The organism is Pseudomonas sp. PS02290 (assembly GCF_029960075.1).
Lineage (GTDB): Bacteria > Pseudomonadota > Gammaproteobacteria > Pseudomonadales > Pseudomonadaceae > Aquipseudomonas.
Genome location: NZ_JASCOY010000040.1, coordinates 16167 through 38612, shown reverse-complemented (window position 1 = coordinate 38612; position 22446 = coordinate 16167). Strand labels below are relative to the sequence as shown.

Genomic DNA, 22446 nt, shown 5'->3' with positions numbered 1-22446 from the left:
CTGAGAGGAAATATCGTGAGCAGAAAGCCTCGCTTAGAGCGAAGGCAATGCGAGGACGTTCCATTCAGATCGGGACGAGTTTGCATACAGCGCGGGCCCGGCGGCCATGCCAGCCGGGCCCTGGCGTGGCTCAGTCCTCTTCCTTGACGGTGGCTACCTCGTCAGCGCGCACGCGGATGGTTTTGCCGGAGATGTCCTCGAACTCATAAAAGCCGTCTTTGCTCTTGGTCTTCGGCGCATCCTTGGTCACGTACTGCGTGCCGTTTTGCAAGGTGACCACGGTCGACGTAGAGCAACCCGCCAACGCTGCACAACAGGCGAACGCGACCGGCATCAGCAATGATTGAATTTTCATAAAAGCCTCCTGGTGTGTAGGGCTCAAGCGCCATGCGCTCAAACGCTGAATCGTCATCTAGCAGATCAGATCAGCGCCATCGACTTTGGTTCGCAATCCCGGACAATCAACCGAAAAATCAGCGACTTGGGTCAAAGGAGGTTTTTGTCCGATCCGCTGTTGCGAAACGTCCGACACTCAAATACTGTATGCGCATACAGCGAACAGGAGGGTCACTTCGTGTCTGACACCAACGCATCAACCGCAGCATCGCCAGGGCACTACGAGCGCATGGCCGTGCGGGTTCAGAAAATCATCAACTCGCAGAGTGCGCAGAAAGCCCGCGCGGCGCTGATTTTCCGGCTTGCGGATGAACTCGAAGACGACTGGAAACAGTTGCTGGAAGAGATCGACGAGAACGACAACGTGACCCTGGCCTGGCGGGACGACGGCGGCGTGCAGATTTTCTGGACCGTGCCCAAGGAAGATTAACCTGCCGGCGTCCTTGAGGCCGAGGTCATGGCCAGACATCCCCGCTACGACAGTGATGGCCGCAGGCGCACAGCTCACGGCCATCGACTCGTCACCGCTGCACCCCGAATCAATCTCCCTCGATGAATAACCCAGTTGGATAAACATGCTCAGATTTTGTGTCGCTCTGCTTTTGTCTTTCACTTTCCTGCAAACCGCTTCCGCTGACGTCAACATTGGCACCTGGAACCTGGAGCACCTGAGCGTGCGCCCGAACAAGGACTTTCAGGGCATCGCCAAAGTCGCGCAGAAGGTGGACTTTCTCGCGGTTCAGGAGCTGATGAGCGAAGACGCGCTGGAGGCGCTGGCCAAGGAGCTGACCCGGCAAACCGGCAAGCACTGGAGCTCAATGGCGTCCCATGCCGTGGGCCGCTCTTCCTACAAGGAAATGTACGGATTCGTCTGGCGGGATGATGCCGTTGCCTATGAAGACGGCGCCGTGAGCTACCTGGACCGCAGCGACACCTTCGAACGCGAGCCCTACTCTGCGCAGTTCCGCTCGCTCAAGGACGGCAAGACCTTTGTCGTGGCCACCGTGCACATCCTGTATGGCAAGAACCAGGCGGACCGCGCTTCGGAAATCGTCGCGCTGTCTAATTACTGGACCTGGCTGCAGGAAACCTACCCGGGCAACAACCAGATCATGTTGATGGGCGACTTCAACACCCCGCCCAACTCGCCCGCGTGGGACAAGCTCGACAGCAGCGCCAGGCCGCTGGTACTTGATGGCGCGAGCACGCTCTCGACGAAGGACGGCAAATTCGCCAACCTCTACGACAACATCTTTATCAGCAAGCAGTCGGCGATCCGGGTGAACAAGGTCGAGGTGTTCGATTACCCGACATTCCTCGGCGTGACCCACGCCAAGGGCCGTGACAGCGTGTCCGATCACGCACCGATTTTCCTCAGCGCCAATTTGAGCGGTGGCAACGGTGCTGCCGGGGCGTCTGCCGTGACCGCCAAGGCACCGCCCACTGCAAGCAATCCGATGAAGCCTGCTGCGAGTGCCGGCGGGAACCCGGCAAACCTGACGCTGGCGATTCGCGGCAACAAGAAGACCATGGTGTACCACCGTCCGGACTGCCCTTCGTACAACGCGATTGCCGAGAAAAACCGGGTGGAGTTCAACAGCCCGGCGGCTGCCGAAGCGCAGCATTATCATTTGGCCGGCAACTGCCATTGATCCGCAGCGGCGCGCGCCGATCCCTGCTCAAGTCGCCTGCCACGCCGTGAAAGGCGACTTGAGTGGCTGTCCAACGCCGAATAACCCCCCAGTTATTTACGCGCCAGGTCGTGCTGGATGCAGCCCTCGTAGTAGGTTTGCTTCACTGCGGCGGGTTTGAGCTTCGAAGGGCTTTTGTAGGTCTGTTCCGTGATGCCCAGCGCCATCTTGCTCATCCACGGTTTGGCGAACTTACGGCTCTGCAGTTTTTTGCGCGCGCTGTAGAGGGTGGTGCCAGAAAGCTTTGACTGCTGCGCCGCCCCCGCAACACCTGCTCCCCATTTGCAGACCTGCAGGTCGTTCTTGCTGAGGTCCTTGGCGTTCGCGGTCACGGACACCGCTGCCAGAAAAACCGCCATTACCGCCAAGCCCACACTGCGCATACAGGTTCATCCCGGAATCAATTGATAAAAAAGGATTTTTTCAGAAAAGCCGGCCGAAGCGGGCCATCAATTTGCCTTTTCCGCACAAAACATTTCCGACCCTCCAGCATTCACCTTCGCGGGCGGGTTTGATTCCCGGCATCCCCTCGAAAACGCCCTGTTATCCCTAGTCAACGCGTCTGGATGTATGGCGAATATTCATATCGATATGGCACATGGCCGCCCATCGGCCGGCGATGTTAAACCCTCATGAAGGTATGCAATTCTGCGCCGGTCGGCCGCTTCGCAACCCGATTGCGGATGGCCCGTCTCAGGTAGAGATGCATTACGGTCCAAGGCCATTGAGAGTTGATCAGCCTGTATCGATCTCGAAATGAAGTGACAGCAATGCCGATGCAGTCGACGTGCAGGCTGTCAGGTACATGAAGCAAGCCCCCCTCATTCAGCCGGCGTTAACCCACGCCCCTACAGGCCAGCACCATGAATGACTATAAGGATTTTGAAATTCATTACCGGTTTCGAGGTGAGCCGCGGCACTTCAATCATCAAGGCAATCATCTCTGCGAAAGTGACGCGCTGCATTTTGCGACCTTGCACGCAGGGGTGGGCGCCGTCGAGGGCCACATTTGCGCGGGGCCGGTGAAACGCGCACTGCTTTACGCCGAAGGCCTGGGCGTCACGCAAGTGCAATGGAAACGCACCTGATCGAGGAAAACTGCAAACAAACCCGGATTCACGCGGTCGGAATTTACAAGCAGCGCTCATCACACCAGCAAAGCGAGGTAAACATGACCATCGATAACGCACTGAAGCAGGAAGTCCTGACCCGGTTGCTACATGCCCACCCGGCAGGCCTGGGCAAGGAAGTTCTGGACAACTACCGAGGGGAGAATGCGGTTGCAGACACCCTTGAGCATTTGCAGGAGGCGGGATTGATTCACGACGGGTGCGTTAACCGCCCTGCTGAAGGGGATCGCACGTTGAAGTACCCCGTTAAACTCAGTTCTTCCGGAGTCGTGGCTGCCAGGCAGCTGGAAGCTGAGCCATCCAGACATTAAGGTTTAAGCAGGCAACAAAAAACCGGCCAAGGCCGGTTTTTTTGTGTCCGATAAGTGGTGTTCTCCCCTGGTGCTACCTGCACTGATCATCCAAAGCCTGTCAGGAAGCAGCACCACAGGGGAACGAGAAGGAGCCTACAAGCTCAGTCCCGTTTTCGTCACGTTCGCTATTGTGACTTCATGCGTCCAGACCCACTTGCTCAACCTTGCTCAACGCCCGCGCTCAGACCGCCGGGTAGTCGCCCGTGCCGTCCGGCCACGGGGTCAGCAGCTCGAAGCCCGTCTCGGTCACCGCCACCATGTGTTCCCACTGCGCCGACAGTGACTGATCGCGGGTGAGCACGGTCCAGCCATCATCCAGCACGTAAGTGCCCGGTTTACCGGCGTTGATCATCGGCTCGATGGTGAAGACCATGCCGGTCTTGAGCTTCAACCCCTTGCCCGCTGCGCCGTAATGCAGGACTTGAGGTTCTTCGTGGTATTTGCGACCGATGCCATGCCCGCAGTACTCACGCACTACGCTGAAGCCTTCGCGGTAGGCCACGCTCTGGATGGCATGGCCGATGTCGCCCAGGGTCGCACCGGGTCTCACGGCGTGTATCCCCGCCAGCGTGGCTTCGTACGTGGTTTCGACCAGACGCCGGGCGAGCGGGCTGACCTCCCCGACGTAGTACATGCGGCTGGTATCGCCGTACCAGCCGTCCTTGATGACCGCGACGTCGATATTGACGATGTCGCCGTCCTTAAGCACGTCATCCGCTGACGGGATGCCATGGCAGACGACCGTGTTGGGCGAGATGCAGGTGGTTTTGGTAAACCCGTGGTAGCCGACGTTGGCAGGGATCACTTTCAGCTCGTTGACAATGTAAGCGTTGCAAATGTCATCCAGCGCTTCTGTGCTAATGCCCGGCTTGACGTGCTCTGCGATCATCGCCAACACATCTGCGGCAAGGCGCCCCGCCACACGCAACCCGACCAGATCGGCTTCGGTCTTGAGACTGATGCTCATCGGGACACCGCCCGGGCCGGGGCCAGATCCGGTACCAGGTCGCAGGGCTGAAGACTCAATACGGCGCCGCCAGACGTTTCAGCGCGGATCAGCAACTGGCATATCTCGCTGTAATTCAGACCGGGGTGTAGCTCGGCTAGCATGCCCACCCGCATCCAGTGCTCGGCCTGAGCATTGATCGAGCGACTCAGGGCCGCGCTGGCGCAACGTATGTTGGCGTGCATCTGTTCGGAAATTTTTACCAGTCCCATACCGACCTCTCGAAGAATATACGGAGCATATACGTTCCATATATTTTCTTGCAACCGGCCCTCGTGATTCCTCCGCGCAGAGCGTGCCTTTTTATGCAGAGCGGGAAAACTCGGTCGCGCACTCTGAAAGCGACGTAGCCAATTGCGAAATCGCCTCGCGGTCATCTTCGCTGAGCGCCCGGTAATGAGTAATAACTGCCCGCTCTGCGTCGTTCAGCGTGTCGGTGGCGATCGGGGTCCTCTCGCCTGACAGCACGTACATGACGTCGATGCCTTTTTTGCCCAGCGCCGCCAGGTAATCCGAACGCGGGATGCGTTCACCGCTTTCGTATTTGCCTTGGGCGTTGGCCTCAACGCCACCGATGGAGCCGAAGTCCTGTTGCGACAGCCCGAGCCGTTTGCGTTCTTCTTTCAGACGTGAGCCGAGATCTTTCATAAACGAGGGTCCTGAAGTTGACTGTGTTCAAAGAGCAAGACCCCATTGGTCCGAGGGAGTTGCGCCCTTGGGCTCATTTGGTCAATCTTCCGAATTGACGGCTCAAGGAATCACCTTCGTGGCCGATAGGTTCTGATGTACCGCTATTCTTTTTGAATGGCAGCCCGATTTCTGTAGTTCGGAGAACCAGACAATGATTTCTTTCTTACTGGGTTGGTTGGCGCTATCGGCCGTGGGCACATTGATTGCCCTGGCGATGATTCGCACCGGTAAAATGCGCCAGCCTGACGCAGACGGCACGGTGAACGGTCAGACGCCCGTCCCGGTGCTGGTGCGATTCAAGCCCTGAATCAATCCCGGCTGTCTTGCCCGGAGCACGCTCCTGACATCATTCCCCTGCGAGCTGACCCTGTTCAGCCCCATAGACATTGGCGTTGCCCGTGGCGTAACCGGCGCTTGATGGCACAAATGCGATATCGGCCTGACTGGCGCTGAACTGGCGAAGTCCCGACGCCAGAGCAAGAAAATCCTCACGCTGCATCTCGTTGCCCCACACGCTGCTGAATGACGACTCGTTTTTCTGCGCAGCGAATTCCTGACGGGTGTTGACTTGATTGGTTTGCATGGCCGCTCTCTTCTTCTCGATACTGTTTAAACATACAGTATTTTCAACGCCCCTCGAACGCAAGTCCTGTCGCGACGAATGGTCATGGGGATGAGCCTGAGTTTTGGGCTCACTCAGGCAGCCTCCGCGCCGTCCCTTTACGTCAATTCGGCATCCAGCCGTTAACCTTTAGCCAGCGCTTCCAGCCGATCGAGATCCTCTGCCGACACTGCAATCCCGTCTTTCAAGGAACGCTCGCGCTGACGATAGCGGCGATCGCCCGGCATGCGCTGCTGGCCGACGCCGTGCATCTGCCGGACCAGTTCCTCGCTGCGTTCGGCGAATGCCTGACCGCTGCCCTTGTCCGGATCAATGACGATGATCACCTGGCCGGTCCAGGGGGTTTGCGCGCCGGGAGACTTCGACATGTCGAACTCGAAGGAGAAATTGCCGCCGGTGAGCGCGGCGGACAGCAGCTCCACCATCATCGACAGCGCCGATCCCTTGTAACCGCCGAAAGGCAACAACGCGCCGCCGTCGAGAATGGCTTTCGGGTCTTCGGTCGGGTGGCCCTTGCGGTCGACGCCCATCCCCGGCGGCAGCAGGCGCCCCTCTCGGGCGGCGATCTGCACGTCGCCATGGGCGATGGCGCTGGTGGCCATGTCAAAGACGATGGGCTGACCGTCAGCCCGTGGCGCGGCGAACGCGATGGGATTGGTGCCAAACAAGGGTTTTTGCGCATCGTGGGGCACGACGCAGGTCATGCTGTTGACCACGCTCAAGGCCACCAACCCCTCCTGGGCGAACGGCTCGACGTCCGGCCACAGCGCGGCGAAGTGATGGGAGTTGCGGATGGCCAGAATGGCGATCCCGGCGCTGCGTGCTTTCTCGATCACCAGGGCCTTGGCGGCCTGCATCGCCGGCTGGGCAAAACCGCCCATGGCATCGACGCGCACAAACGCTGCGCCGACGTCCTCGACATTTGGCTCGGCCTGGCCGTCCACCCAACCCGCTGCCAGCGACGACAGATAGCCTTTGATGCGGAAGATGCCGTGGCTGTGGGAACCGTCGCGCTCAGCCGCCGCGCAATTGGCGGCCAGCACCCGCGCTACTTCTGGCGAGGTGCCGTGACGCACAAAGATCTGCCGCAGCAGCTCCGTGAGATCAGTAAAGGAAATCGTCCGGGTGGCCTGGCGATCGTGGGTGGAAGGCATCTTAAGCTCCGTTGTGATTATTGGAAGTGGAAGCGGAACAGAGAGGACAGGCGTCCGGAGACGCTTGTTCTGAAGAGTAATGCGCAGCAACCAGCGGGTAAACTGCAGGCCTCGCGCAATGGCCGCCCTGCCCTCAACCGAACGAGGACCGCTCATGGATTCGCTCACCGCTGATAGCCCGATCGTGGATTGCCAAACCGTCGTCCTCGGCGCCGGTATCGTCGGCGTCTGTTCCGCACTGCACCTGCAAGCGGCAGGCCAGCAGGTCGTCTTGCTGGACCGCGATGAACCCGGCGCTGGTACCAGCCACGGCAATGCCGGCTTGATCGAACGGTCCAGCATCGTCCCCTACGCCTTTCCGCGCGAGTGGTCGCGGCTGGCGCGCTATGCACTGAACCGGCAATCCTCCATGCGTTTCAGCCCGACCTGGCTACCAAAGATCGCGCCCTGGCTGTTTCAGTACTGGCAAAACTCTTCGCCCGCCAATCTGGCCAGCGCCAGCCGCGCAATGCTGCCGCTGATCGAACGCTGCGTCAGCGAGCACGACCGGCTGGCCGAGGCCTCAGGCATGACCTCGCTGATCCGTTCCAGGGGCTGGATCGAGTTCTATCGCGACCAGGGGGAATTTGATCTGGCAGTGGCCGACGCTCGCACTTATGACCGTCACGGCCTGCGTTATGAGGTGCTGGATGCGGGCCAATTGCGCGAGCGTGAACCTCACCTGAATGGAGCGCTGGGCGCCATTCACTGGCTCGATCCGAAAAGCGTGAGCGATCCCGGTGCACTGGTCCGCGGTTATGCCGCGCTGTTCGTCGGACGTGGCGGCCTGTTGCTCAAGGGTGACGCGCGCAGTCTTTGTCAGCACAACGACCGCTGGCGGGTGGAAACACGCGAGGGACAGGTGCAGGCACAAAACGCGGTAGTAGCGTTGGGCCCGCAATCGACAGAGGTGACTGCCCGGTTTGGATACCCCATCCCCCTGGGGATCAAGCGCGGTTATCACATGCATTACGCGGCAAACCCGGATGCGCCGTTGCAGCACTCGATCATCGACGCCCAGGCGGGGTATGTGCTGGCGCCCATGGCGCGGGGGATTCGTCTCACCACCGGCGTCGAATTCGCCGCACCGGACGCGCCGATCAACGAGATCCAGCTGCGCCGCTGCGAAGCCATCGCCCGAAGGTTGTATCCGTTAGGCGAGCGGCTGGACGCTGAACCCTGGCTGGGGCGCCGACCGTGTTTGCCAGACATGCGCCCGGTCGTTGGGCCGGCGGCTTCCCACAAAGGGCTGTGGTTCAACTTCGGGCACGCCCATCACGGCCTGACCCTCGGCCCGGTCACAGGCCGACTGCTGGCGGAAATGATGACGGGCGCCGCGTCGTTCACCGATCCCGCGCCTTACAGCCCGGGCCGGTTCAAGTAGACCTCATCACACCGTTGACTACTCTGCCTGCAAGCGCTTCTGGAAGAACAGCCGCTGGTGCCCGGGCGGATAGTCATCCAGCTGACCAAACTGCTCATAGCCATGCTTGCGATAAAACTCGGGTGCCTGGAAATCAAAGGTGTCGAGCCACACGCCAAGGCAACCCCGTTCGCGGGCGAGGTCTTCGGCCATCTTCATCAACTGGCTGCCCATGCGCTGCCCCCGGGCCTGTTCAGGCACCACGAGCAGTTCGATGAACAGCCAGCTGTAGAGGATTCGGCCGTGCAGGCCACCGAGCACGGCATCGGTGTGCTCGTCGCGGACAAACAGCGCAAATTTTTCTGACTTGCCGTCGCCGGCCATGGCTGCGTTGTAATCCTTCAATGGCTCGAGGATCTGCAGGCGTTCTTCTTCGGAGGGGTTGGATTTGAATTCGATCCGGACACTCATGCGTCGCTTCCTGCTGACGGAAATGGGGACGGCAAGATTGTCGGATATACAGGCGGGAGTAAAGCCGAGAAGGGGTTAAAGCGAAGAAGAAGTGCGAGGGATGCGGTGAGGATGGATGTGGAAGCCCGGGGGCTCCCACACGCGCGCAAGCGCCGGATTGATCAGTCTTTCTGATCGCGCAGGACGTTGCCGGAGGTGCCGTCGATGCGGAATTCGTAGGTCAGGCTGTCCGCCTTGCGGCCTTCGCCTTCCCAGTAGCCATTGTCGTCGGCTTCGATCTTGTAGATCTCGGTGTAACCTGCCGACTTGGCTTTTTCGATCGCTTTTTCGATGGTGATCCAGCCAGCGCCCGGTTTGTCCGCCAGGGCGAACTGTGCGGTGGTCAGGGCAGCGGTGGCGAGAACGGCAGCGGTAAGTTTCTTGATCATGATTGAACTCCATTTCCCTGTACGGGCTTTTTGAATGCGATTTTTTGGAGTTCGTGACCGGAAAAATAGTTCAGCCGGGGTTTGTAACCGCTTGATGCTGCCATATGAAGTCGCAGCGCTGACACTGCTAAAAAAGCACCAATGTGGATCAGCGCTTGACCTTGCGCCGCAGCACGCCGTTCAGGACCACGACAACGACAGCGACAAAGATCGCGATGTATTGAAAGGTCTTTTCGCTGAGCACGCCGGTGGTCTGCAGATGGGACAGGCCAAGCATGATCGCCAGAACGCTCAAGGCGATGATGATCGAATAAATAAGACGCTGTTTGTTGGTCATTGCGGGATTCCTGAAAACCGGTCGAGATGTGGGGCGCGGTACGAATGTGCGGACATGGTACCTGCTCACGTCGACGCTGACACGCCACCGCCCGCGCCAGGCCTGCGGCGAAGCGTCTCGGCCGCTGATGTCCGTCACTTTCACGTGGTTTAATACGCGCACTTTTCAGTCGCTCAAGCGTTTTCAGGGCGGTAGGACGGGTCTGCAACAAACGCAGAATCCTTCCTCTGCCCTCTTTCAACAAGGAGTTCCCAATGCCCCATGAAGGCAGCCTGTTGCAGGCCGCAGTCGTGTTCCTGCTCGCCGCCGTTCTCACGGTTCCTCTGGCCAAACGCCTGCAACTGGGCGCCGTGATTGGCTACCTGATCGCGGGTGTGATCATCGGCCCGTCTTGCCTGGGCCTGATCGGCGATCCACAAAGCGTCGCGCACATCTCCGAGCTGGGCGTGGTGCTGCTGTTGTTCATCATTGGCCTGGAGTTGTCGCCGCGACGCCTCTGGACCATGCGCAAATCGGTGTTCGGTGTCGGCATGGCACAAGTGCTGCTGACCGGGGTGGTGATTGGCGCCGTCGCGCTGCTGGGCTTCAATCAGCCGCTCAACAGCGCCGTGGTGCTCGGCCTGGGGCTGGCGCTGTCGTCGACCGCCTTTGGCCTGCAGAGCCTGGCCGAACGCAAGGAGCTCAACGCGCCCCACGGTCGCCTGGCCTTCGCCATTCTGCTGTTCCAGGACATCGCGGCCATCCCGCTGATTGCCTTGGTGCCGATGCTGGCCGGCGGCTCCCACGATGCCAGTTCCGGCGATTCCCTGCGTCACGGCCTGCAAGTGCTCGGCGGCATCGCCATTGTGGTGGTCGGCGGTCGTTATCTGCTGCGGCCGGTGTTCCGCATCGTCGCCAAAACCAAGCTGCAGGAAGTCTCCACGGCGACCGCGCTGCTGGTGGTGATCGGCACGGCGTGGCTGATGGACCTGGTGGGCGTGTCCATGGCGCTGGGAGCGTTTCTTGCCGGTCTGCTGCTGGCGGACTCTGAGTACCGCCACGAACTGGAAGCGCAGATCGAGCCGTTCAAGGGCCTGCTGCTGGGGTTGTTCTTCATCAGCGTCGGCATGGGCGCCAACATCGGCCTGCTGATCAACTCGCCGTTCACGGTGCTGGGCCTGACGCTGTTGCTGATCGGCTTGAAGTTGCCGTTGCTGTTCTTCGTCGGACGTCTGGCGGGCGGGCTCGGCAAGCAAAGTGCGCTGCGTCTCGGGCTGGTCCTGGCGGCGGGCGGTGAATTTGCTTTCGTGGTGTTCAAGATCGGTCGCGATCAGGGCCTGTTCGATGCCGCGCTGTACGACACCCTGGTGCTGACGATCACTTTGTCCATGGCGCTGACGCCGCTGTTGCTGCTGGCCCTGTCGCGCTGGCTCAAGCCCAAGACGGTGATCAAGGAAGTGCCGGCAGAGTACAAAGAAATCGAATCGGACAACCCGCGCGTAGTCATTGCGGGCATGGGCCGGATGGGGCAGATCGTTGCGCGTATCCTGCGCGCGCAGAACATCCCGTTCATTGCGCTGGACACGTCGGTGGAAACCATCGAGTTCACCCGCAGCTTCGGTAATGTGCCGGTGTTCTACGGCGACCCCCTGCGTCCGGAAATTCTGCGCGCGGCGAAGGTGGACCAGGCCGAATATTTCGTCATCGCCACGGACGACCCGGACACCAACATCAAGACCGCCGAACTGGTGCGCAGGCTGTACCCGCACATGAAGATCATCGCCCGGGCCCGTAACCGCCAGCACGTTCACCGCTTGCTGGATCTGGACGCTGAAGCGGTACGGGAGACGTTCTACTCAAGCCTGGAAATGACCCGCCGCACGCTGATCGGGCTGGGCCTGAGTGAAGCTCAGGCGGCCGCGCGCATCGATCGATTCAAGCGTCATGACGAACAAGTGCTGAATCGCCAGCACCTGATCTACGACGACGCCGCGAAGGTCATGCAAAGCGCGCTGGAAGCCCGGACTGAATTGTCCGAGCTGTTTGAGTCTGACCGGATGGACGAAGAGGCGAGTGATGCGCAGCCTGCGGTGAAGGTCAAGAAGTAGACCAAGCGGAATTTCGACGTGCAAGATCAGGCCCATGCCACGATTACCGGCGCATGGGACCTTGTGGGAGTGAGCTTGCTCACGAAGGCAGTGTTTTGGCCGCCGGAAATGTGGGGCGAACACCGGCCCTTTCGCGAGCAAGCTCGCTCCCACACGTTATGCGGTGCGGGTGAAAACTCCCGGCCACTGCCCGCTTGTGTGGTTGAGCCTTCTGAAGAAGGCTCATCTCTTCAGGCCATGACTTCGCTCAGCGGAATGAAGTTGAGCAGGTCGCCCTCCGCCACCGTTGTGCCTTCCACAATCTCGATCAGCCCGTCGGCCCAGGCGGCGCTGCGCAGCACACCCGAGCTCTGATTGCGGTAGGCAACCAGCCTGCCCTGCTCAAGGCGTCCGCGCAGGTACTCGCGCCGGTTCCCCGGTTTGGTCCAGGTGAATGCAGCAGGCACCTGAAACTGCAGCGGCTTGACGGCCTGCACGCCCAGGCGTCTGAGCAGATAGGGTCGCGCCAGCAACGCGAAGGTCACCAGCGTCGACGCCGGATTGCCGGGCAGTCCGATCACCGGCACGCCACGGAAATGGCCGAAGGTCAGCGGTTTGCCGGGTTTGATCGCCAGTTTCCACAGCGCAATCTCGCCTTCTTCCCGCAGCGCGTGGCCGAGAAAATCCGCTTCGCCGACGGACACGCCGCCCGTGGAAAGGATCAGGTCGACATTGTTCAGGCTGCCCAGCGCTGCGCGGGTTTTCTCGAGGTTGTCGGGAAGGATGCCCGCATCGACCACTTCGCAGCCCAGTCGCGTCAGCCAGCTGCACAGCAACACGCGATTGCTGTTGTAGATCTGCCCTGGGCCCAGGGGCTGCCCCGGCTCGATCAACTCGTCACCCGTGGACAGAACAGCCACCCGGGCGCGGCGCACGACCTGCACATGGCCGAAACCCATGGTCGCGGCCAGGCCCAGTTCGATCGGGTTCATGACCGTACCGGCGTCCAGTACCTTGTCGCCGACGGTGGTTTCCTGCCCTTTCGGGCGAATGTTCTGACCGGTGCTCAACGGCTGGAGAAAGCGCACTGTCGCGTCCGCCTGGACCTCGGCGTTCTCCTGCATTTCGACGCAGTCAGCCCCCTCAGGAACCGGGGCGCCGGTGAAGATTCGCGCGCAGGTGCCGGGCTGCAACGGCTCAGGTGCCTGCCCGGCGAAAATACGCTGGCTCACCGGCAGCGGCTCGCCGGTCCAGTCCGCGACGCGCATCGCATAACCGTCCATGGCGCTGTTCGGCCACGGCGGCACGTCCAGCGTCGAGACCAGATCCTCGGCCAGCACGCGTCCTTGGGCATCGGCCAGCGCCACGGTTTCACGCTCGGTGATCGGTGCGGCGGCGGCGAGGTCCATCAATCGCTGCATGGCCTCTTCGACGGGCATCAGGCCACTCATTTCAGGTGCATTCATGGCAGCTCACCCGCGCGTCGCGCAGGGTTCGGCCTTCTTCAGGTGCGGCACGAAGTTGCACGGGCGGAAGCTGTTGTTCAACTGGTCGGCGAGAATGCCGTCCCAGCCGGTGCGCACGGCGTTGGTCGAGCCCGGCAGGCAGCACACCAGCGTGCCATTGGCCAGACCGGCAAGGGCCCGCGACTGAATGGTAGAGGTGCCGATATCGGGCAGGGAGATCTGGCGGAACAGCTCGCCAAAACCGTCCACCTGTTTGTCCAGCAGGCAGGCCACGGCTTCCGGGGTGCTGTCGCGGCCGGTAAAACCGGTGCCGCCGGTGATCAGCACAACCTGCACTTCATCATCGGCGATCCAGGTCGCCACCTGGGCGCGGATCTTGTACAGGTCATCCTTGAGCAGCACGCGCTCGATCAGGCCATGACCTGCAGCGGTCAGGCGGTCGACGAACATCTGGCCGGAGGTATCGGTTTCAAAGGTGCGAGTGTCGCTGACAGTCAGAACAGCGATATTCAGGGGTACGAAAGGCGAGTCTGCCTTGGCTTTCATGGCGAGGTCCGGTTGTAGAGGAAACAGGGCGGTGTTATATCACAGCACCTGTTTTTTACCGCGCCGACCGAGCTGATCATGACCCCTACCGAAGCCCTGCCGCCCTGCTCCATCCTGCTGCTTGCCGGTGGCCAGGGCCGGCGCATGGGCGGGCGTGACAAAGGCCTGATCACATGGCGCGACAAGCCTTTTATCGAGCATTTGTACGGGCTGGTGCGACCGCTCACGGACGACCTGATCGTTTCGTGCAACCGCAACCGCGAACAATACGCGCGCTACGCCGACCGCCTGGTCGAGGATGAGCAACAGGACTTTCCCGGACCCTACGCAGGTATTCGCGCAGGCCTCGCCGTCGCGAAACATGATTATCTGCTGGTCATCCCCTGTGACATGCCGCTCCTGGATCGCGCCCTTCTCGATGGCCTGCGCCAGGCCGCTGCTGCAAATCCCGGCGCGCCGGTGATGGTCCGTCAGGGCGAGCAGTGGGAGCCGCTCCTGTGTTGCATCCCCACCTGTCACGCGCAGGTGTTCGAACAGCATTGGCAGGAAGGACAGCGCAGCCCGCGCCGGACCATGGCAGAATTGCGCGCCGTCGGGTTGCAATGCGAGGCCGACGACCCCCGTCTCGCCAACCTGAACACGCCGGATCTATTGACCGAGATCAAGCCCTGAGCGCAGCAGGCAGGTTTCATGGAACTTTGCCGTTACACTCTGCGTCAGACACATCACTAAACAAAATACCCCGGAGACACAGCAATGAAACAACGGACTCTTCCTGCCGCCTTCCTGCTCGCACTGAGCCTCGCCTCTTTGGCCGGTTGCTCTTCGCCGACGGTAATCACGCTGAACGACGGCCGTGAAATCCAGGCAACCGACGAGCCGAAGTACGACGAAGAGTCGGGCTTCTACGAGTTCAAGCAGCTGGACGGTAAAGAAACCCGCATCAACAAAGATCAGGTTCGTACCGTTAAAGAACTGTGATCTCCGCTTGATCGCGGGGTTTGAAAAGACCGCCGCTGAAAGCAAAAGACCCGCCAATCGAGCGGGTCTTTTTTTGCCTGGAATAACCGGGCCACACTGGGCCTGAGCCGCGTTACCAATCCAGTGTGATCCGGCTCTCGAAAACCCTTTCCTCTCCAGTCACCGGATCAATGAAGCGCAGTCCCTGGGCGAGCAGTTTGAGCGGATTGGCGTAGTCGTCCACGGCATCCTTGAGCACGTCGGGGTAGAACGGGTCGTTGCAGATGCCGGCGCCCAGAGCGGCCATGTGCACGCGCAGCTGATGTTTTTTGCCCGTCACCGGGTACAGCGCGTAACGCCAGAGCCCGCCATTTTGTTCGCTGACTTCGACGCGGGTCTCCGTGTTGCTCGGTCCCTCTCCCTCCTGCATGCGGAAGAACGGTTCGCCGTCGACCAGCCGGCTTTTGTGAACGCGCGGGAACGCCATGTCGGGCAGCGCAGGCGCGATCGCTTCGTAGCGCTTTTCAATTCGCCGGGTTGGGAACAGCGCCTGATACGCCGACCGTGTTTGCTTGTTGGCCGAGAACAGCACCAACCCCGCCGTGTGCCGGTCGATGCGGTGCAAGGGCACCAGGTCGGGATTGTCGAGGGTGCGAATCAATCGCCGCAGCAGGGTCTGCTCGACGTACTCGCCCGCCGGGGTGACGGGCAAAAAATGCGGCTTGTCGGCGACCACCAGATGCTCGTCGGCGTACAGGATCGACTCCTGCACCGGGATCGGCGTTTCGTTGGGCACTTCGCGAAAGTAATGGATGCGCAAGCCTTCGCGGTAACTAAGGTCCACCGCGATCGGCTGGCCGTCAGCGTCGAGCACCTTGCCCCGCGCGATGCGGTCCAGCCACTGCTCGCGGCTGATGGCACTGAAGCGCTCGCACAGGCAATCGAGCACCGTCAGCCAAGGCCCGGGCGGCAGATACAACGTGCTGGCTTGACGGTGGGCGGCGGTAAACACAGGTGCGGGCATAAACGGCTCAGAATAAAAAGGGTGATGGCGGCAAGGCTGGCATTATCTACGCCGAAGAATCTTTGCGCGACCGGGCAAATAACAGTTTTGCCGGAAGGCTCTAGCACGCGCCACACCGAAGTGCGCGACGTTATGTCGCACGGAAATCCGGCGCCAGTTGTCTGACAACCACAGGTCAGCGCTGGATGCGCAAATTGATTTGTCCTAAAATGTTTCGAAATCGGCACGCAGGCGCGAATCCGAGCGGACACGAACAGCCTCGTGACCGAAATCGAAAACGCCTGCCAGACCTGAAACTCATAAAAAGAAAGCCCGTCATCGACGGGCTTTTTTCGTTTTCAGGATTTGTACCGCGCATTGAGCGCTGCTGCCGGCCACAGATTTCTTTTCGCAACTTTTGAGGTTACGCCCATGCTGGTTCAATTCTTCCAATGGATCAAACGTCTCTCCACCGGGACTTCATCGCAGAACGATGAAAACTACTCCCAGTCCTTTTCCAACGAAGATCATGACGTGGGTCGCTGGACGTTCATGTCGGTGTTCATCGTGCTGACCCTGAGCCTGTACATCGTCGCCGGCCTGGGCTACTACGCCAAAGTGCACGTCTGGGACGGCATGACCGAGGAGCAGAAAGCCGCCGTCGCTCAAGCCATGGTGGTCGACACGCAATACCTCTGACCCGCAATCTCTGAAGCCGATGCTGAAGCAGGGATTCATGCCCTGATCACGTGTGCTTCAGCCGCTCAGAAACAGCACGACCTGATCGGTGTCGAACGGCCAGTCCAGTTCGGCACCGGTGTCTGCCCGCCTCAGCACGGGAATCCTCAGACCATAGGTTTCGTAGTCCGCCTCGCGCTCGGCGATGTCGACCAGCTCCACCATCAAGCCGTGCTCCACCAGCGGCATCAGTACGGCCTCGGCCACCTCGCACAAATGACACCCCAACGTTCCGAACAGCTGACATTCCGGTGGCATGGCTGGGCCCCTCTGTGGCTGCGATTCCAAGGGTTGGATCGACAAGTCTAGAACCGGCCGCCAATACCGTCGAGTCCGCGCACGCGTCCTGATGTTCTTCGAATCGCCCGCCCACACTGGAGCGCGACGTTCGCCGAGTGCACCGGAACAGCGCAGAACCGCTGCAGACGAAACGGTGGCTCAGTTCACGCGATTGGAATGAACCTTCAGGAATGCGCCATACTCGAAACCCCATATCGTCATCCCCTAAGGAGAAAACCATGGCTCGACCTACAGCAGAAAAAGCCCAGGACATTTTGATGTCTGACTTCCAGACGCTGGTTGCCGATACGGAAAAACTGCTGGCGCACACGGCCTCTCTGGCCGGTGAACAGGCTGACGAGCTGCGTGAGCAGATTCGCGAAAGCCTGCTCCGTGCCCGCGAGACCCTCAAATTGACCGAAGAAACCCTGCGCGCACGGGGCAAGGAAGCGGTCATCGTCACTGAGGACTATGTTCAGAACAATCCATGGCAATCGGTAGGCATCGCAGCTGGCGTCGGCTTCCTGCTGGGCCTGCTGGCCACCCGGCGCTAACGGCCATGACGCAGCCGACAGGTCCAACCGGGACCGAACAATCCTCTTCGCCACGGCGGCTGGGTGCGGCCATTCTGGGGCTGTTGCACACCCATGTCGAACTGTTCGGCATCGAGCTTCAGGAGCAGAAAGCCCGTACCGTCAGGCTGTTACTGTTCGCAGGCCTGGCGCTGGTTTTCGCGTTGCTGCTGCTCATCGGCCTGTCCGCGCTGCTGCTGGTTCTGGTCTGGGACAGCTATCGCCTCTACGGAATCATCGGCTTGTGCGGGTTGTACACCCTGGCGGCATTGTTCTGCGCCATGCGGCTCAAGGCAGCTGTTTTCGATGAGTCCTCACCCTTCCATTCGACCCTGGAAGAACTGGCTAATGACCGCGAGCGACTGATGCCATGAGCACACCTCAATTGCCCCAGACCCACAATCGTCGCGAGCTGCGCAAAGCGCTGATCCGCCTGCGCATGGAGATGCACCGTCAAGAGATCCGTCAGGAATCCTCGCGATTGATGCATCCCCTGCAACGCATGCGCGGCATGGCCTCCGACCTGCCCGGCTCCCTCGGCATCAAGCATGGGCCGCTGTGGGGCGTCGGCGTCGTGACCCTGCTGGGATTTCTCACTGGCAAGGGCACGCGCAGCAAAAAAACCGGCAGCGTCACCCGGCTGATCAAGTTCAGCGCAACCGTTTTGCCGTTGATCAAAATGGCCCTGCAGAACTCGTCCCGCCGTCGCTAAACGCCTTCTGGCTGCATTCTTGCTAACAAACCCCGCCTTGCCCGATATGCGTATCGGGTGAGGCGACGGTGCTTGTCGAACGAGAACCCGCAGCCACTCCCTCGCCAACGCCACCCCACTCAATCGCCACTAAGGAGGCCATGTGTTCGATGGGCAACCCCTCGCCTGTTTTCAGCCGTTCATCGACACCGCGACCGGCCGCATCGCCGGCATCGAAGCCCTGGGCCGCCTGCGCCAGGCGGATGGCAGCCTGCAATCGGTCGGCCCACTTTTTGCGGATCCGCGGCGGCCGGCCGTGCAATTGCGTCGGCTGGACCGGCAGGTTCGCGACAATGCCCTGAGCCGTTTCCATGAGGCGCCCGGCGACTGGTTCCTCAGCCTGAACATCTCCCCGCGCTGGATCAGCCGCCTGCGCCCCGATGAATCGCCACCCAGCCTCAAACAGCTGCAGAGCTATGGGATCACCGCAGAACGGATCGTCTTCGAAATTACCGAGTTGAGCGGCGACGGGCAGCGCCTCAATGAGGTAGTGGCCCGCTACCGCGACGCCGGCGCACGCATCGCCATCGATGATTTCGGCGCCGGCTATTCGCAGCTGGACCGGGTGCTGGCGTTGCAACCCGACATTCTCAAACTGGACATGCGCCTGTTTCAGGCCGCAGCGCGGGGCGGCCCCAGCAGCGATGTGGTCAAGGCCCTCGCGCAGATGGCGGAGAAAACCGGGTGCTGGATCATCGCCGAAGGCGTTGAGACAGAAGCCGAACTGGACTTCGCTCTCGAATGCGGCTCGCGTTATGTCCAGGGCTATCTGTTCGCCCCGGCGCAGCTGAATTTCTTCGCAGCCGATGCGTTCGTCGACCGCTTCGCTGCCCTGCGCGATCGTTACGTGATGAAGAAAGTCGCCGAGCGGGAGCAGCTGATGACCCTGCGCAGGCAACTCACGCAATTGATGTCCCGGCTGCAGCGCTGGGCCGAAGGCAATGCGCCGCTGAGTGATTTGCCCCAGGTCACGGATTTCCCGTGGCTGCTGCGCTTTTATCAGTGCGACCGTCATGGCACTCAGCTCACGCCCAATCTGGAATGGCGCAACGGGGCGTGGACGGCGGACGCCCGGTATCTGGGCCATAACTGGTCCTGGCGCCCCTACTTCTATCACCTGCTCGCCGAGGGATGGCACGAGCGGCGCCTGACGCTGTCGAGCACCTACCGCGACGCCACCAGCAATCAGTATTGCCTAACCGCTGGGCAGTTCTTCGACAACGGCGAGCGTCTGTTGCTGATCGATGTCGACGCGGCCGGGTTTTGACGGTGCTTGCTGGTGTCGTTTCATCGATCTTGTGCTTGCAGCGTGCGGGGCGAACCGGGAAGCTAGCGCGGTAATCACCCGACGGAGTACCGGCCTTGGATTGGCAAACCCTGCTCACCCGCGAGCGCCTTGGCAAGACCCTGCACAGCCCTGAAGAATTGGGGCGCAGCCCGTTCCACAAGGATCACGACCGGATCATTTTCTCCGGGGCCTTTCGCCGTCTCGGCCGCAAGACTCAAGTTCATCCGGTCACCAGCAACGACCACATCCATACGCGCCTGACCCACTCGCTGGAAGTCAGTTGCGTCGGCCGCTCGCTGGGCATGCGCGTCGGCGAAACCCTGCGCAGCGCCCTTCCCGACTGGTGTGACCCCAGCGATCTGGGCATGGTCGTGCAATCGGCCTGCCTGGCCCACGACATCGGCAACCCGCCGTTCGGCCACTCCGGCGAAGACGCCATTCGCAACTGGTTCAAACAGGCCGCCGGCCGTGGCTGGCTGGACGCGATGAGCGAGGTCGAGCGCAATGACTTCCTCAATTTCGAAGGCAATGCCCAGGGCTTCCGCGTCCTGACTCAGCTGGAATACCACCAGTTCGAGGGCGGCACGCGGCTGACCTACGCCACCCTGGGCACCTACCTGAAATACCCGTGGACGGCGCGTCACGCCGACTCGCTGGGCTACAAGAAACACAAGTTCGGTTGCTACCAGAGCGAGCTGCCGATCCTGGAGCAGATCGCCGGCAAACTCGGCCTGCCGCAGATCGAGGACCAACGCTGGGCCCGGCATCCGCTGGTGTACCTGATGGAGGCTGCTGACGACATCTGCTACGCGCTGATCGATCTCGAAGACGGCCTGGAAATGGAGTTGCTCACCTACGACGAAGTAGAGTCGCTGCTGCTGGGTCTGGTGGGCGATGACCTGCCGGAGACCTATCGCCAGTTGGGACCGAATGACTCGCGGCGTCGCAAACTGGCGATTCTGCGGGGCAAAGCCATCGAGCACCTGACCAACGCCGCCGCCCGCGCGTTCGTCGAACAGCAGGACGCGCTGCTGGCCGGCACACTGCACGGTGATCTGGTCGAGCACATGCACGGGCCGGCCAAACGCTGCGTGCTCAACGCCAAGGACATGGCGCGCAAGAAGATCTTTCAGGACAAGCGCAAGACGCTCCACGAAATCGGCGCCTACACCACGCTGGAGATCCTGCTCAATGCGTTCTGCGGCGCGGCACTGGAGCAATTCGGCGGGCATGACCTGTCGTTCAAGAGCCGGCGCATTCTCGATCTGCTCGGCAATAACGCGCCCGACCCGAGCTGGCCGCTGCACACGTCCTTTCTCCGGGTCATCGATTTCATCGCCGGCATGACCGACAGCTACGCCAGCGAAATGGCCCGTGAAATGACCGGGCACTCCAGCCCCGTCTAGCGGCGCCTTTAGCCGTCGCGCCTTTTCGAAGGCGCTGGCAAAAGCCCGAATCCGACCCTGAATCAGGGCCCGGATTCGGGCTTTTCTCGTTGGGCCTTCAGGCAATCCAACAGCAACTTCGGATATTTCCTACACAACCGTCGGAATGCCCTTATCGCTGGTCGTACATCCCTGCCGAATAATCCGCGCCATTCCGAGCCTTGGGACAACTCGACCCATTACCTCCCGAAGACACCGCTCGCCCTGCGAGCGCGCCGCCAGCCCGCCTTCAAACAGCGGCGCTCACTTCCCCTACGTCTGGAACCGCCGATGTTCACTAAAGATTTCCGAATCCTGCTGGTAGAGGATCATCCGTTTCAACTGATCGCCTTGCAGATCCTGCTGAACAACCATGGCCTGTACCGCATCACGCCGGCGCTCAATGCCAGCGAAGCACTCGGCGCCATGGAGCGCAGCGCCGAACCCTATGACCTCCTGCTCTGCGACCAGCGTCTGCCCGGTATGTGCGGCCTGGAGCTGATACAGACGGCGAACCAGCGCGGCTTGATCCAGCGTGCCGTCCTGCTCAGCGGCCTCGATGCCGATCCGCTGGCCACCCTTGAGTCGGAAGCCAAAGCGATGGGCCTGCCATTGCTGGGGTGCCTGAGCAAACCGCTCAACACCCTGGAGCTGATCAGTCTGCTGTCCACACCCGCGTAATGTTCGCTTGCAGGCCGGTCTTTCCCTGTCTGTGTCAGCACTCATCCAGGCCAATGCCGAGTGCGCATTTCTGATGTGCCGTTGATATCCGGCAAGCGACGTATTTAAAAATGTAGGCACAGTTTCGCGAATGTGTAGGGTTATTCCGATTCGAAATAAACACGTGCGTTTAAATGCATTTAATTCAAGGGTAACTGCAGTTACGTATTAAACATTCATGACCGCTGCGTGCATCCATGTACGCACATACGCTTATTTCTGTAGGAACATTCCTATATAGCGCTTCGGGCATGATCTCCTTATGTGCGCCTTGAACATCTGAGATAAGGTGCGCGCTTTCTTGCCACCCGTTATGGATTCATCATGAACTCAATTTTTATTATCGACGACCACCCGGTCATACGCATGGCCATACGTATGCTTCTGGAAAACGAAAATTACGAGGTGGTCGGAGAGACCGACAACGGCGTCGACGCCATGCAGATGGTCCGTGAATGCATGCCCGACCTGATCATCCTCGACATCAGCATCCCCAAGCTGGACGGGCTCGAAGTCCTCGCCCGCTTCAACGCCATGAACCTGCCCTCGAAGATTCTCGTACTCACCGCTCAGGCGCCGAGCCTGTTCGCCATCCGATGCATGCAGTCGGGGGCCTCGGGTTATGTGTGCAAGCAGGAAGACCTCAGCGAACTTGTCAGCTCGGTAAAAGCGGTATTATCCGGCTACAATTACTTTCCCAGTCAGGCCCTTGCCGCGTCGATCAAAAAAGAGGGTGACCCCAACGAGCTTGAGCGCTTCAAACTCGTCAATGACCGTGAACTGATGGTGTTGCAACTGTTTGCCCAGGGGCGGACAAACAAGGAAATCGCCAAAGGCATGTTCCTCAGCAACAAAACGGTCAGCACTTACAAAACCCGATTGATGCAAAAACTCAAGGCCAAGACTCTGGTAGAACTTATCGAGATGGCAAAACGCAATTCGCTAGTGTGAGA

Annotated in this window: 31 protein-coding genes; 17 read left to right on the top strand and 14 right to left on the bottom strand. The window is 60.5% G+C overall.

The genetic code is table 11. The features are described from left to right. Positions 1-130 precede the first annotated feature (130 nt). Complete coding sequence (locus tag QMX88_RS17615; RefSeq protein WP_037010898.1) at positions 131-355, bottom strand: YgdI/YgdR family lipoprotein; 225 nt, start codon at positions 353-355, stop codon at positions 131-133. A 270-nt stretch (positions 356-625) separates the two neighbouring features. Between QMX88_RS17615 and QMX88_RS17610 the strand changes: the two genes are divergently transcribed. Then, positions 626-826, top strand: coding sequence for a DUF1654 domain-containing protein (locus QMX88_RS17610; protein ID WP_074887522.1), 201 nt, complete (start codon positions 626-628; stop codon positions 824-826). A gap of 172 nt (positions 827-998) precedes the next feature. Then, positions 999-2048, top strand: a complete 1050-nt coding sequence (locus QMX88_RS17605) for an endonuclease/exonuclease/phosphatase family protein (protein WP_282371555.1) — start codon at positions 999-1001, stop codon at positions 2046-2048. A gap of 92 nt (positions 2049-2140) precedes the next feature. Here the strand turns inward: QMX88_RS17605 and QMX88_RS17600 are convergent, their stop codons facing one another. Continuing rightward, entirely contained in the window at positions 2141-2470 is a 330-nt protein-coding gene (locus QMX88_RS17600) for a hypothetical protein (protein WP_282371553.1), read from the bottom strand. A 480-nt stretch (positions 2471-2950) separates the two neighbouring features. Between QMX88_RS17600 and QMX88_RS17595 the strand changes: the two genes are divergently transcribed. Together QMX88_RS17595 and QMX88_RS17590 are read left to right on the top strand one after the other, a co-directional pair. Then, positions 2951-3175 carry a DUF6555 family protein gene (locus tag QMX88_RS17595; RefSeq protein WP_282371551.1) on the top strand — a complete coding sequence of 75 codons (225 nt, stop codon included), beginning with the start codon at positions 2951-2953 and terminating at the stop codon, positions 3173-3175. 83 nt (positions 3176-3258) lie between these two features. Further along, positions 3259-3528, top strand: a complete 270-nt coding sequence (locus QMX88_RS17590) for a hypothetical protein (RefSeq protein ID WP_192172285.1) — start codon at positions 3259-3261, stop codon at positions 3526-3528. A 223-nt stretch (positions 3529-3751) separates the two neighbouring features. On the opposite strand, the gene map is transcribed toward QMX88_RS17590, so the two are convergent. The 3 genes from map to QMX88_RS17575 all read right to left on the bottom strand — a co-directional run bounded on the left by map (position 3752) and on the right by QMX88_RS17575 (position 5224). Next, complete coding sequence (gene map / locus QMX88_RS17585) at positions 3752-4537, bottom strand: type I methionyl aminopeptidase (protein WP_192171999.1); 786 nt, start codon at positions 4535-4537, stop codon at positions 3752-3754. Continuing rightward, complete coding sequence (locus tag QMX88_RS17580; RefSeq protein ID WP_265386147.1) at positions 4534-4788, bottom strand: ParD-like family protein; 255 nt, start codon at positions 4786-4788, stop codon at positions 4534-4536. Before QMX88_RS17580 ends, map begins: the two co-directional genes overlap by 4 nt. Positions 4789-4879: 91 nt before the next feature. Further along, positions 4880-5224, bottom strand: a complete 345-nt coding sequence (locus QMX88_RS17575; RefSeq protein ID WP_192172000.1) for a helix-turn-helix domain-containing protein — start codon at positions 5222-5224, stop codon at positions 4880-4882. A gap of 193 nt (positions 5225-5417) precedes the next feature. Between QMX88_RS17575 and QMX88_RS17570 the strand changes: the two genes are divergently transcribed. Next, positions 5418-5573 carry a hypothetical protein gene (locus QMX88_RS17570; protein WP_282371537.1) on the top strand — a complete coding sequence of 52 codons (156 nt, stop codon included), beginning with the start codon at positions 5418-5420 and terminating at the stop codon, positions 5571-5573. Between the two features lie 39 nt (positions 5574-5612). Here the strand turns inward: QMX88_RS17570 and QMX88_RS17565 are convergent, their stop codons facing one another. Together QMX88_RS17565 and QMX88_RS17560 are read right to left on the bottom strand one after the other, a co-directional pair. After that, a complete protein-coding gene (locus QMX88_RS17565; protein WP_282371535.1) occupies positions 5613-5849 on the bottom strand; it encodes a hypothetical protein in 237 nt (78 codons plus the stop codon). A 161-nt stretch (positions 5850-6010) separates the two neighbouring features. Further along, the gene (locus QMX88_RS17560; protein ID WP_282371533.1) at positions 6011-7042 is read right to left on the bottom strand and encodes an Ldh family oxidoreductase; all 1032 of its coding nucleotides are present in this window, start codon (positions 7040-7042) and stop codon (positions 6011-6013) included. 184 nt (positions 7043-7226) lie between these two features. Between QMX88_RS17560 and QMX88_RS17555 the strand changes: the two genes are divergently transcribed. Further along, positions 7227-8465 (top strand): NAD(P)/FAD-dependent oxidoreductase, encoded by a 1239-nt coding sequence (locus QMX88_RS17555; protein ID WP_282371570.1) that lies wholly within the window; start codon positions 7227-7229, stop codon positions 8463-8465. Between the two features lie 18 nt (positions 8466-8483). On the opposite strand, the gene QMX88_RS17550 is transcribed toward QMX88_RS17555, so the two are convergent. The 3 genes from QMX88_RS17550 to QMX88_RS17540 all read right to left on the bottom strand — a co-directional run bounded on the left by QMX88_RS17550 (position 8484) and on the right by QMX88_RS17540 (position 9680). Then, positions 8484-8915 (bottom strand): GNAT family N-acetyltransferase, encoded by a 432-nt coding sequence (locus QMX88_RS17550; protein ID WP_282371530.1) that lies wholly within the window; start codon positions 8913-8915, stop codon positions 8484-8486. Positions 8916-9076: 161 nt separating this feature from the next. Beyond that, positions 9077-9343, bottom strand: a complete 267-nt coding sequence (locus QMX88_RS17545) for a PepSY domain-containing protein (RefSeq protein WP_037010913.1) — start codon at positions 9341-9343, stop codon at positions 9077-9079. Between the two features lie 148 nt (positions 9344-9491). Continuing rightward, positions 9492-9680, bottom strand: a complete 189-nt coding sequence (locus QMX88_RS17540; protein ID WP_122538211.1) for a hypothetical protein — start codon at positions 9678-9680, stop codon at positions 9492-9494. Between the two features lie 254 nt (positions 9681-9934). Between QMX88_RS17540 and QMX88_RS17535 the strand changes: the two genes are divergently transcribed. Then, positions 9935-11767 (top strand): monovalent cation:proton antiporter-2 (CPA2) family protein, encoded by a 1833-nt coding sequence (locus tag QMX88_RS17535; RefSeq protein ID WP_282371524.1) that lies wholly within the window; start codon positions 9935-9937, stop codon positions 11765-11767. 230 nt (positions 11768-11997) lie between these two features. Here the strand turns inward: QMX88_RS17535 and QMX88_RS17530 are convergent, their stop codons facing one another. Further along, the gene (locus QMX88_RS17530; RefSeq protein WP_282371523.1) at positions 11998-13212 is read right to left on the bottom strand and encodes a molybdopterin molybdotransferase MoeA; all 1215 of its coding nucleotides are present in this window, start codon (positions 13210-13212) and stop codon (positions 11998-12000) included. 6 nt (positions 13213-13218) lie between these two features. Next, complete coding sequence (gene moaB, locus QMX88_RS17525; RefSeq protein WP_122538205.1) at positions 13219-13758, bottom strand: molybdenum cofactor biosynthesis protein B; 540 nt, start codon at positions 13756-13758, stop codon at positions 13219-13221. Positions 13759-13836: 78 nt separating this feature from the next. Between moaB and mobA the strand changes: the two genes are divergently transcribed. Together mobA and QMX88_RS17515 are read left to right on the top strand one after the other, a co-directional pair. After that, complete coding sequence (mobA, locus tag QMX88_RS17520; protein ID WP_282371519.1) at positions 13837-14430, top strand: molybdenum cofactor guanylyltransferase MobA; 594 nt, start codon at positions 13837-13839, stop codon at positions 14428-14430. A gap of 84 nt (positions 14431-14514) precedes the next feature. Continuing rightward, positions 14515-14739, top strand: a complete 225-nt coding sequence (locus tag QMX88_RS17515) for a YgdI/YgdR family lipoprotein (RefSeq protein ID WP_074887297.1) — start codon at positions 14515-14517, stop codon at positions 14737-14739. A 112-nt stretch (positions 14740-14851) separates the two neighbouring features. On the opposite strand, the gene QMX88_RS17510 is transcribed toward QMX88_RS17515, so the two are convergent. Then, positions 14852-15742, bottom strand: a complete 891-nt coding sequence (locus QMX88_RS17510) for an RluA family pseudouridine synthase (protein WP_282371517.1) — start codon at positions 15740-15742, stop codon at positions 14852-14854. 411 nt (positions 15743-16153) lie between these two features. On the opposite strand from QMX88_RS17510, the gene QMX88_RS17505 reads away from it, so the two are divergent. Further along, on the top strand, positions 16154-16420 hold the full coding sequence (locus QMX88_RS17505; RefSeq protein WP_192172009.1) for a hypothetical protein: 267 nt from the start codon (positions 16154-16156) through the stop codon (positions 16418-16420). 57 nt (positions 16421-16477) lie between these two features. On the opposite strand, the gene QMX88_RS17500 is transcribed toward QMX88_RS17505, so the two are convergent. After that, entirely contained in the window at positions 16478-16717 is a 240-nt protein-coding gene (locus QMX88_RS17500) for a glutaredoxin family protein (protein ID WP_282371516.1), read from the bottom strand. A gap of 260 nt (positions 16718-16977) precedes the next feature. On the opposite strand from QMX88_RS17500, the gene QMX88_RS17495 reads away from it, so the two are divergent. From QMX88_RS17495 to QMX88_RS17465, 7 genes are all read left to right on the top strand, one after another. Then, the gene (locus tag QMX88_RS17495; RefSeq protein WP_065991492.1) at positions 16978-17292 is read left to right on the top strand and encodes a DUF883 family protein; all 315 of its coding nucleotides are present in this window, start codon (positions 16978-16980) and stop codon (positions 17290-17292) included. Between the two features lie 5 nt (positions 17293-17297). Continuing rightward, a complete protein-coding gene (locus tag QMX88_RS17490; protein WP_192172011.1) occupies positions 17298-17684 on the top strand; it encodes a phage holin family protein in 387 nt (128 codons plus the stop codon). After that, positions 17681-18022: a hypothetical protein gene (locus tag QMX88_RS17485; protein ID WP_192172012.1), complete on the top strand. Its 342-nt coding sequence runs from the start codon at positions 17681-17683 to the stop codon at positions 18020-18022. The genes QMX88_RS17490 and QMX88_RS17485 overlap by 4 nt, the downstream gene beginning before the upstream one ends. Before the next feature lie 142 nt (positions 18023-18164). Continuing rightward, positions 18165-19328, top strand: a complete 1164-nt coding sequence (locus tag QMX88_RS17480) for an EAL domain-containing protein (protein ID WP_282371515.1) — start codon at positions 18165-18167, stop codon at positions 19326-19328. Positions 19329-19423: 95 nt separating this feature from the next. Continuing rightward, complete coding sequence (locus tag QMX88_RS17475) at positions 19424-20755, top strand: deoxyguanosinetriphosphate triphosphohydrolase (RefSeq protein WP_192172014.1); 1332 nt, start codon at positions 19424-19426, stop codon at positions 20753-20755. A gap of 309 nt (positions 20756-21064) precedes the next feature. Further along, positions 21065-21454: a response regulator gene (locus QMX88_RS17470; protein ID WP_192172015.1), complete on the top strand. Its 390-nt coding sequence runs from the start codon at positions 21065-21067 to the stop codon at positions 21452-21454. Positions 21455-21817: 363 nt separating this feature from the next. Further along, complete coding sequence (locus tag QMX88_RS17465) at positions 21818-22444, top strand: response regulator transcription factor (protein ID WP_065991486.1); 627 nt, start codon at positions 21818-21820, stop codon at positions 22442-22444. The last annotated feature ends 2 nt before the right edge of the window (positions 22445-22446 follow it).

Excerpts from the sequence above, each read along its gene's own strand:
- QMX88_RS17615 (WP_037010898.1), bottom strand. The coding sequence starts at position 355 with ATGAAAATTCAATCATTGCTGATGCCGGTCGCGTTCGCCTGTTGTGCA.
- QMX88_RS17610 (WP_074887522.1), top strand. The coding sequence starts at position 626 with ATGGCCGTGCGGGTTCAGAAAATCATCAACTCGCAGAGTGCGCAGAAA.
- QMX88_RS17600 (WP_282371553.1), bottom strand. The coding sequence starts at position 2,470 with ATGCGCAGTGTGGGCTTGGCGGTAATGGCGGTTTTTCTGGCAGCGGTG.
- QMX88_RS17595 (WP_282371551.1), top strand. The coding sequence starts at position 2,951 with ATGAATGACTATAAGGATTTTGAAATTCATTACCGGTTTCGAGGTGAG.
- QMX88_RS17590 (WP_192172285.1), top strand. The coding sequence starts at position 3,259 with ATGACCATCGATAACGCACTGAAGCAGGAAGTCCTGACCCGGTTGCTA.
- map (WP_192171999.1), bottom strand. The coding sequence starts at position 4,537 with ATGAGCATCAGTCTCAAGACCGAAGCCGATCTGGTCGGGTTGCGTGTG.
- QMX88_RS17580 (WP_265386147.1), bottom strand. The coding sequence starts at position 4,788 with ATGGGACTGGTAAAAATTTCCGAACAGATGCACGCCAACATACGTTGC.
- QMX88_RS17575 (WP_192172000.1), bottom strand. The coding sequence starts at position 5,224 with ATGAAAGATCTCGGCTCACGTCTGAAAGAAGAACGCAAACGGCTCGGG.
- QMX88_RS17570 (WP_282371537.1), top strand. The coding sequence starts at position 5,418 with ATGATTTCTTTCTTACTGGGTTGGTTGGCGCTATCGGCCGTGGGCACA.
- QMX88_RS17565 (WP_282371535.1), bottom strand. The coding sequence starts at position 5,849 with ATGCAAACCAATCAAGTCAACACCCGTCAGGAATTCGCTGCGCAGAAA.
- QMX88_RS17560 (WP_282371533.1), bottom strand. The coding sequence starts at position 7,042 with ATGCCTTCCACCCACGATCGCCAGGCCACCCGGACGATTTCCTTTACT.
- QMX88_RS17550 (WP_282371530.1), bottom strand. The coding sequence starts at position 8,915 with ATGAGTGTCCGGATCGAATTCAAATCCAACCCCTCCGAAGAAGAACGC.
- QMX88_RS17545 (WP_037010913.1), bottom strand. The coding sequence starts at position 9,343 with ATGATCAAGAAACTTACCGCTGCCGTTCTCGCCACCGCTGCCCTGACC.
- QMX88_RS17540 (WP_122538211.1), bottom strand. The coding sequence starts at position 9,680 with ATGACCAACAAACAGCGTCTTATTTATTCGATCATCATCGCCTTGAGC.
- QMX88_RS17535 (WP_282371524.1), top strand. The coding sequence starts at position 9,935 with ATGCCCCATGAAGGCAGCCTGTTGCAGGCCGCAGTCGTGTTCCTGCTC.
- QMX88_RS17530 (WP_282371523.1), bottom strand. The coding sequence starts at position 13,212 with ATGAATGCACCTGAAATGAGTGGCCTGATGCCCGTCGAAGAGGCCATG.
- moaB (WP_122538205.1), bottom strand. The coding sequence starts at position 13,758 with ATGAAAGCCAAGGCAGACTCGCCTTTCGTACCCCTGAATATCGCTGTT.
- mobA (WP_282371519.1), top strand. The coding sequence starts at position 13,837 with ATGACCCCTACCGAAGCCCTGCCGCCCTGCTCCATCCTGCTGCTTGCC.
- QMX88_RS17515 (WP_074887297.1), top strand. The coding sequence starts at position 14,515 with ATGAAACAACGGACTCTTCCTGCCGCCTTCCTGCTCGCACTGAGCCTC.
- QMX88_RS17510 (WP_282371517.1), bottom strand. The coding sequence starts at position 15,742 with ATGCCCGCACCTGTGTTTACCGCCGCCCACCGTCAAGCCAGCACGTTG.
- QMX88_RS17505 (WP_192172009.1), top strand. The coding sequence starts at position 16,154 with ATGCTGGTTCAATTCTTCCAATGGATCAAACGTCTCTCCACCGGGACT.
- QMX88_RS17500 (WP_282371516.1), bottom strand. The coding sequence starts at position 16,717 with ATGCCACCGGAATGTCAGCTGTTCGGAACGTTGGGGTGTCATTTGTGC.
- QMX88_RS17495 (WP_065991492.1), top strand. The coding sequence starts at position 16,978 with ATGGCTCGACCTACAGCAGAAAAAGCCCAGGACATTTTGATGTCTGAC.
- QMX88_RS17490 (WP_192172011.1), top strand. The coding sequence starts at position 17,298 with ATGACGCAGCCGACAGGTCCAACCGGGACCGAACAATCCTCTTCGCCA.
- QMX88_RS17485 (WP_192172012.1), top strand. The coding sequence starts at position 17,681 with ATGAGCACACCTCAATTGCCCCAGACCCACAATCGTCGCGAGCTGCGC.
- QMX88_RS17470 (WP_192172015.1), top strand. The coding sequence starts at position 21,065 with ATGTTCACTAAAGATTTCCGAATCCTGCTGGTAGAGGATCATCCGTTT.
- QMX88_RS17465 (WP_065991486.1), top strand. The coding sequence starts at position 21,818 with ATGAACTCAATTTTTATTATCGACGACCACCCGGTCATACGCATGGCC.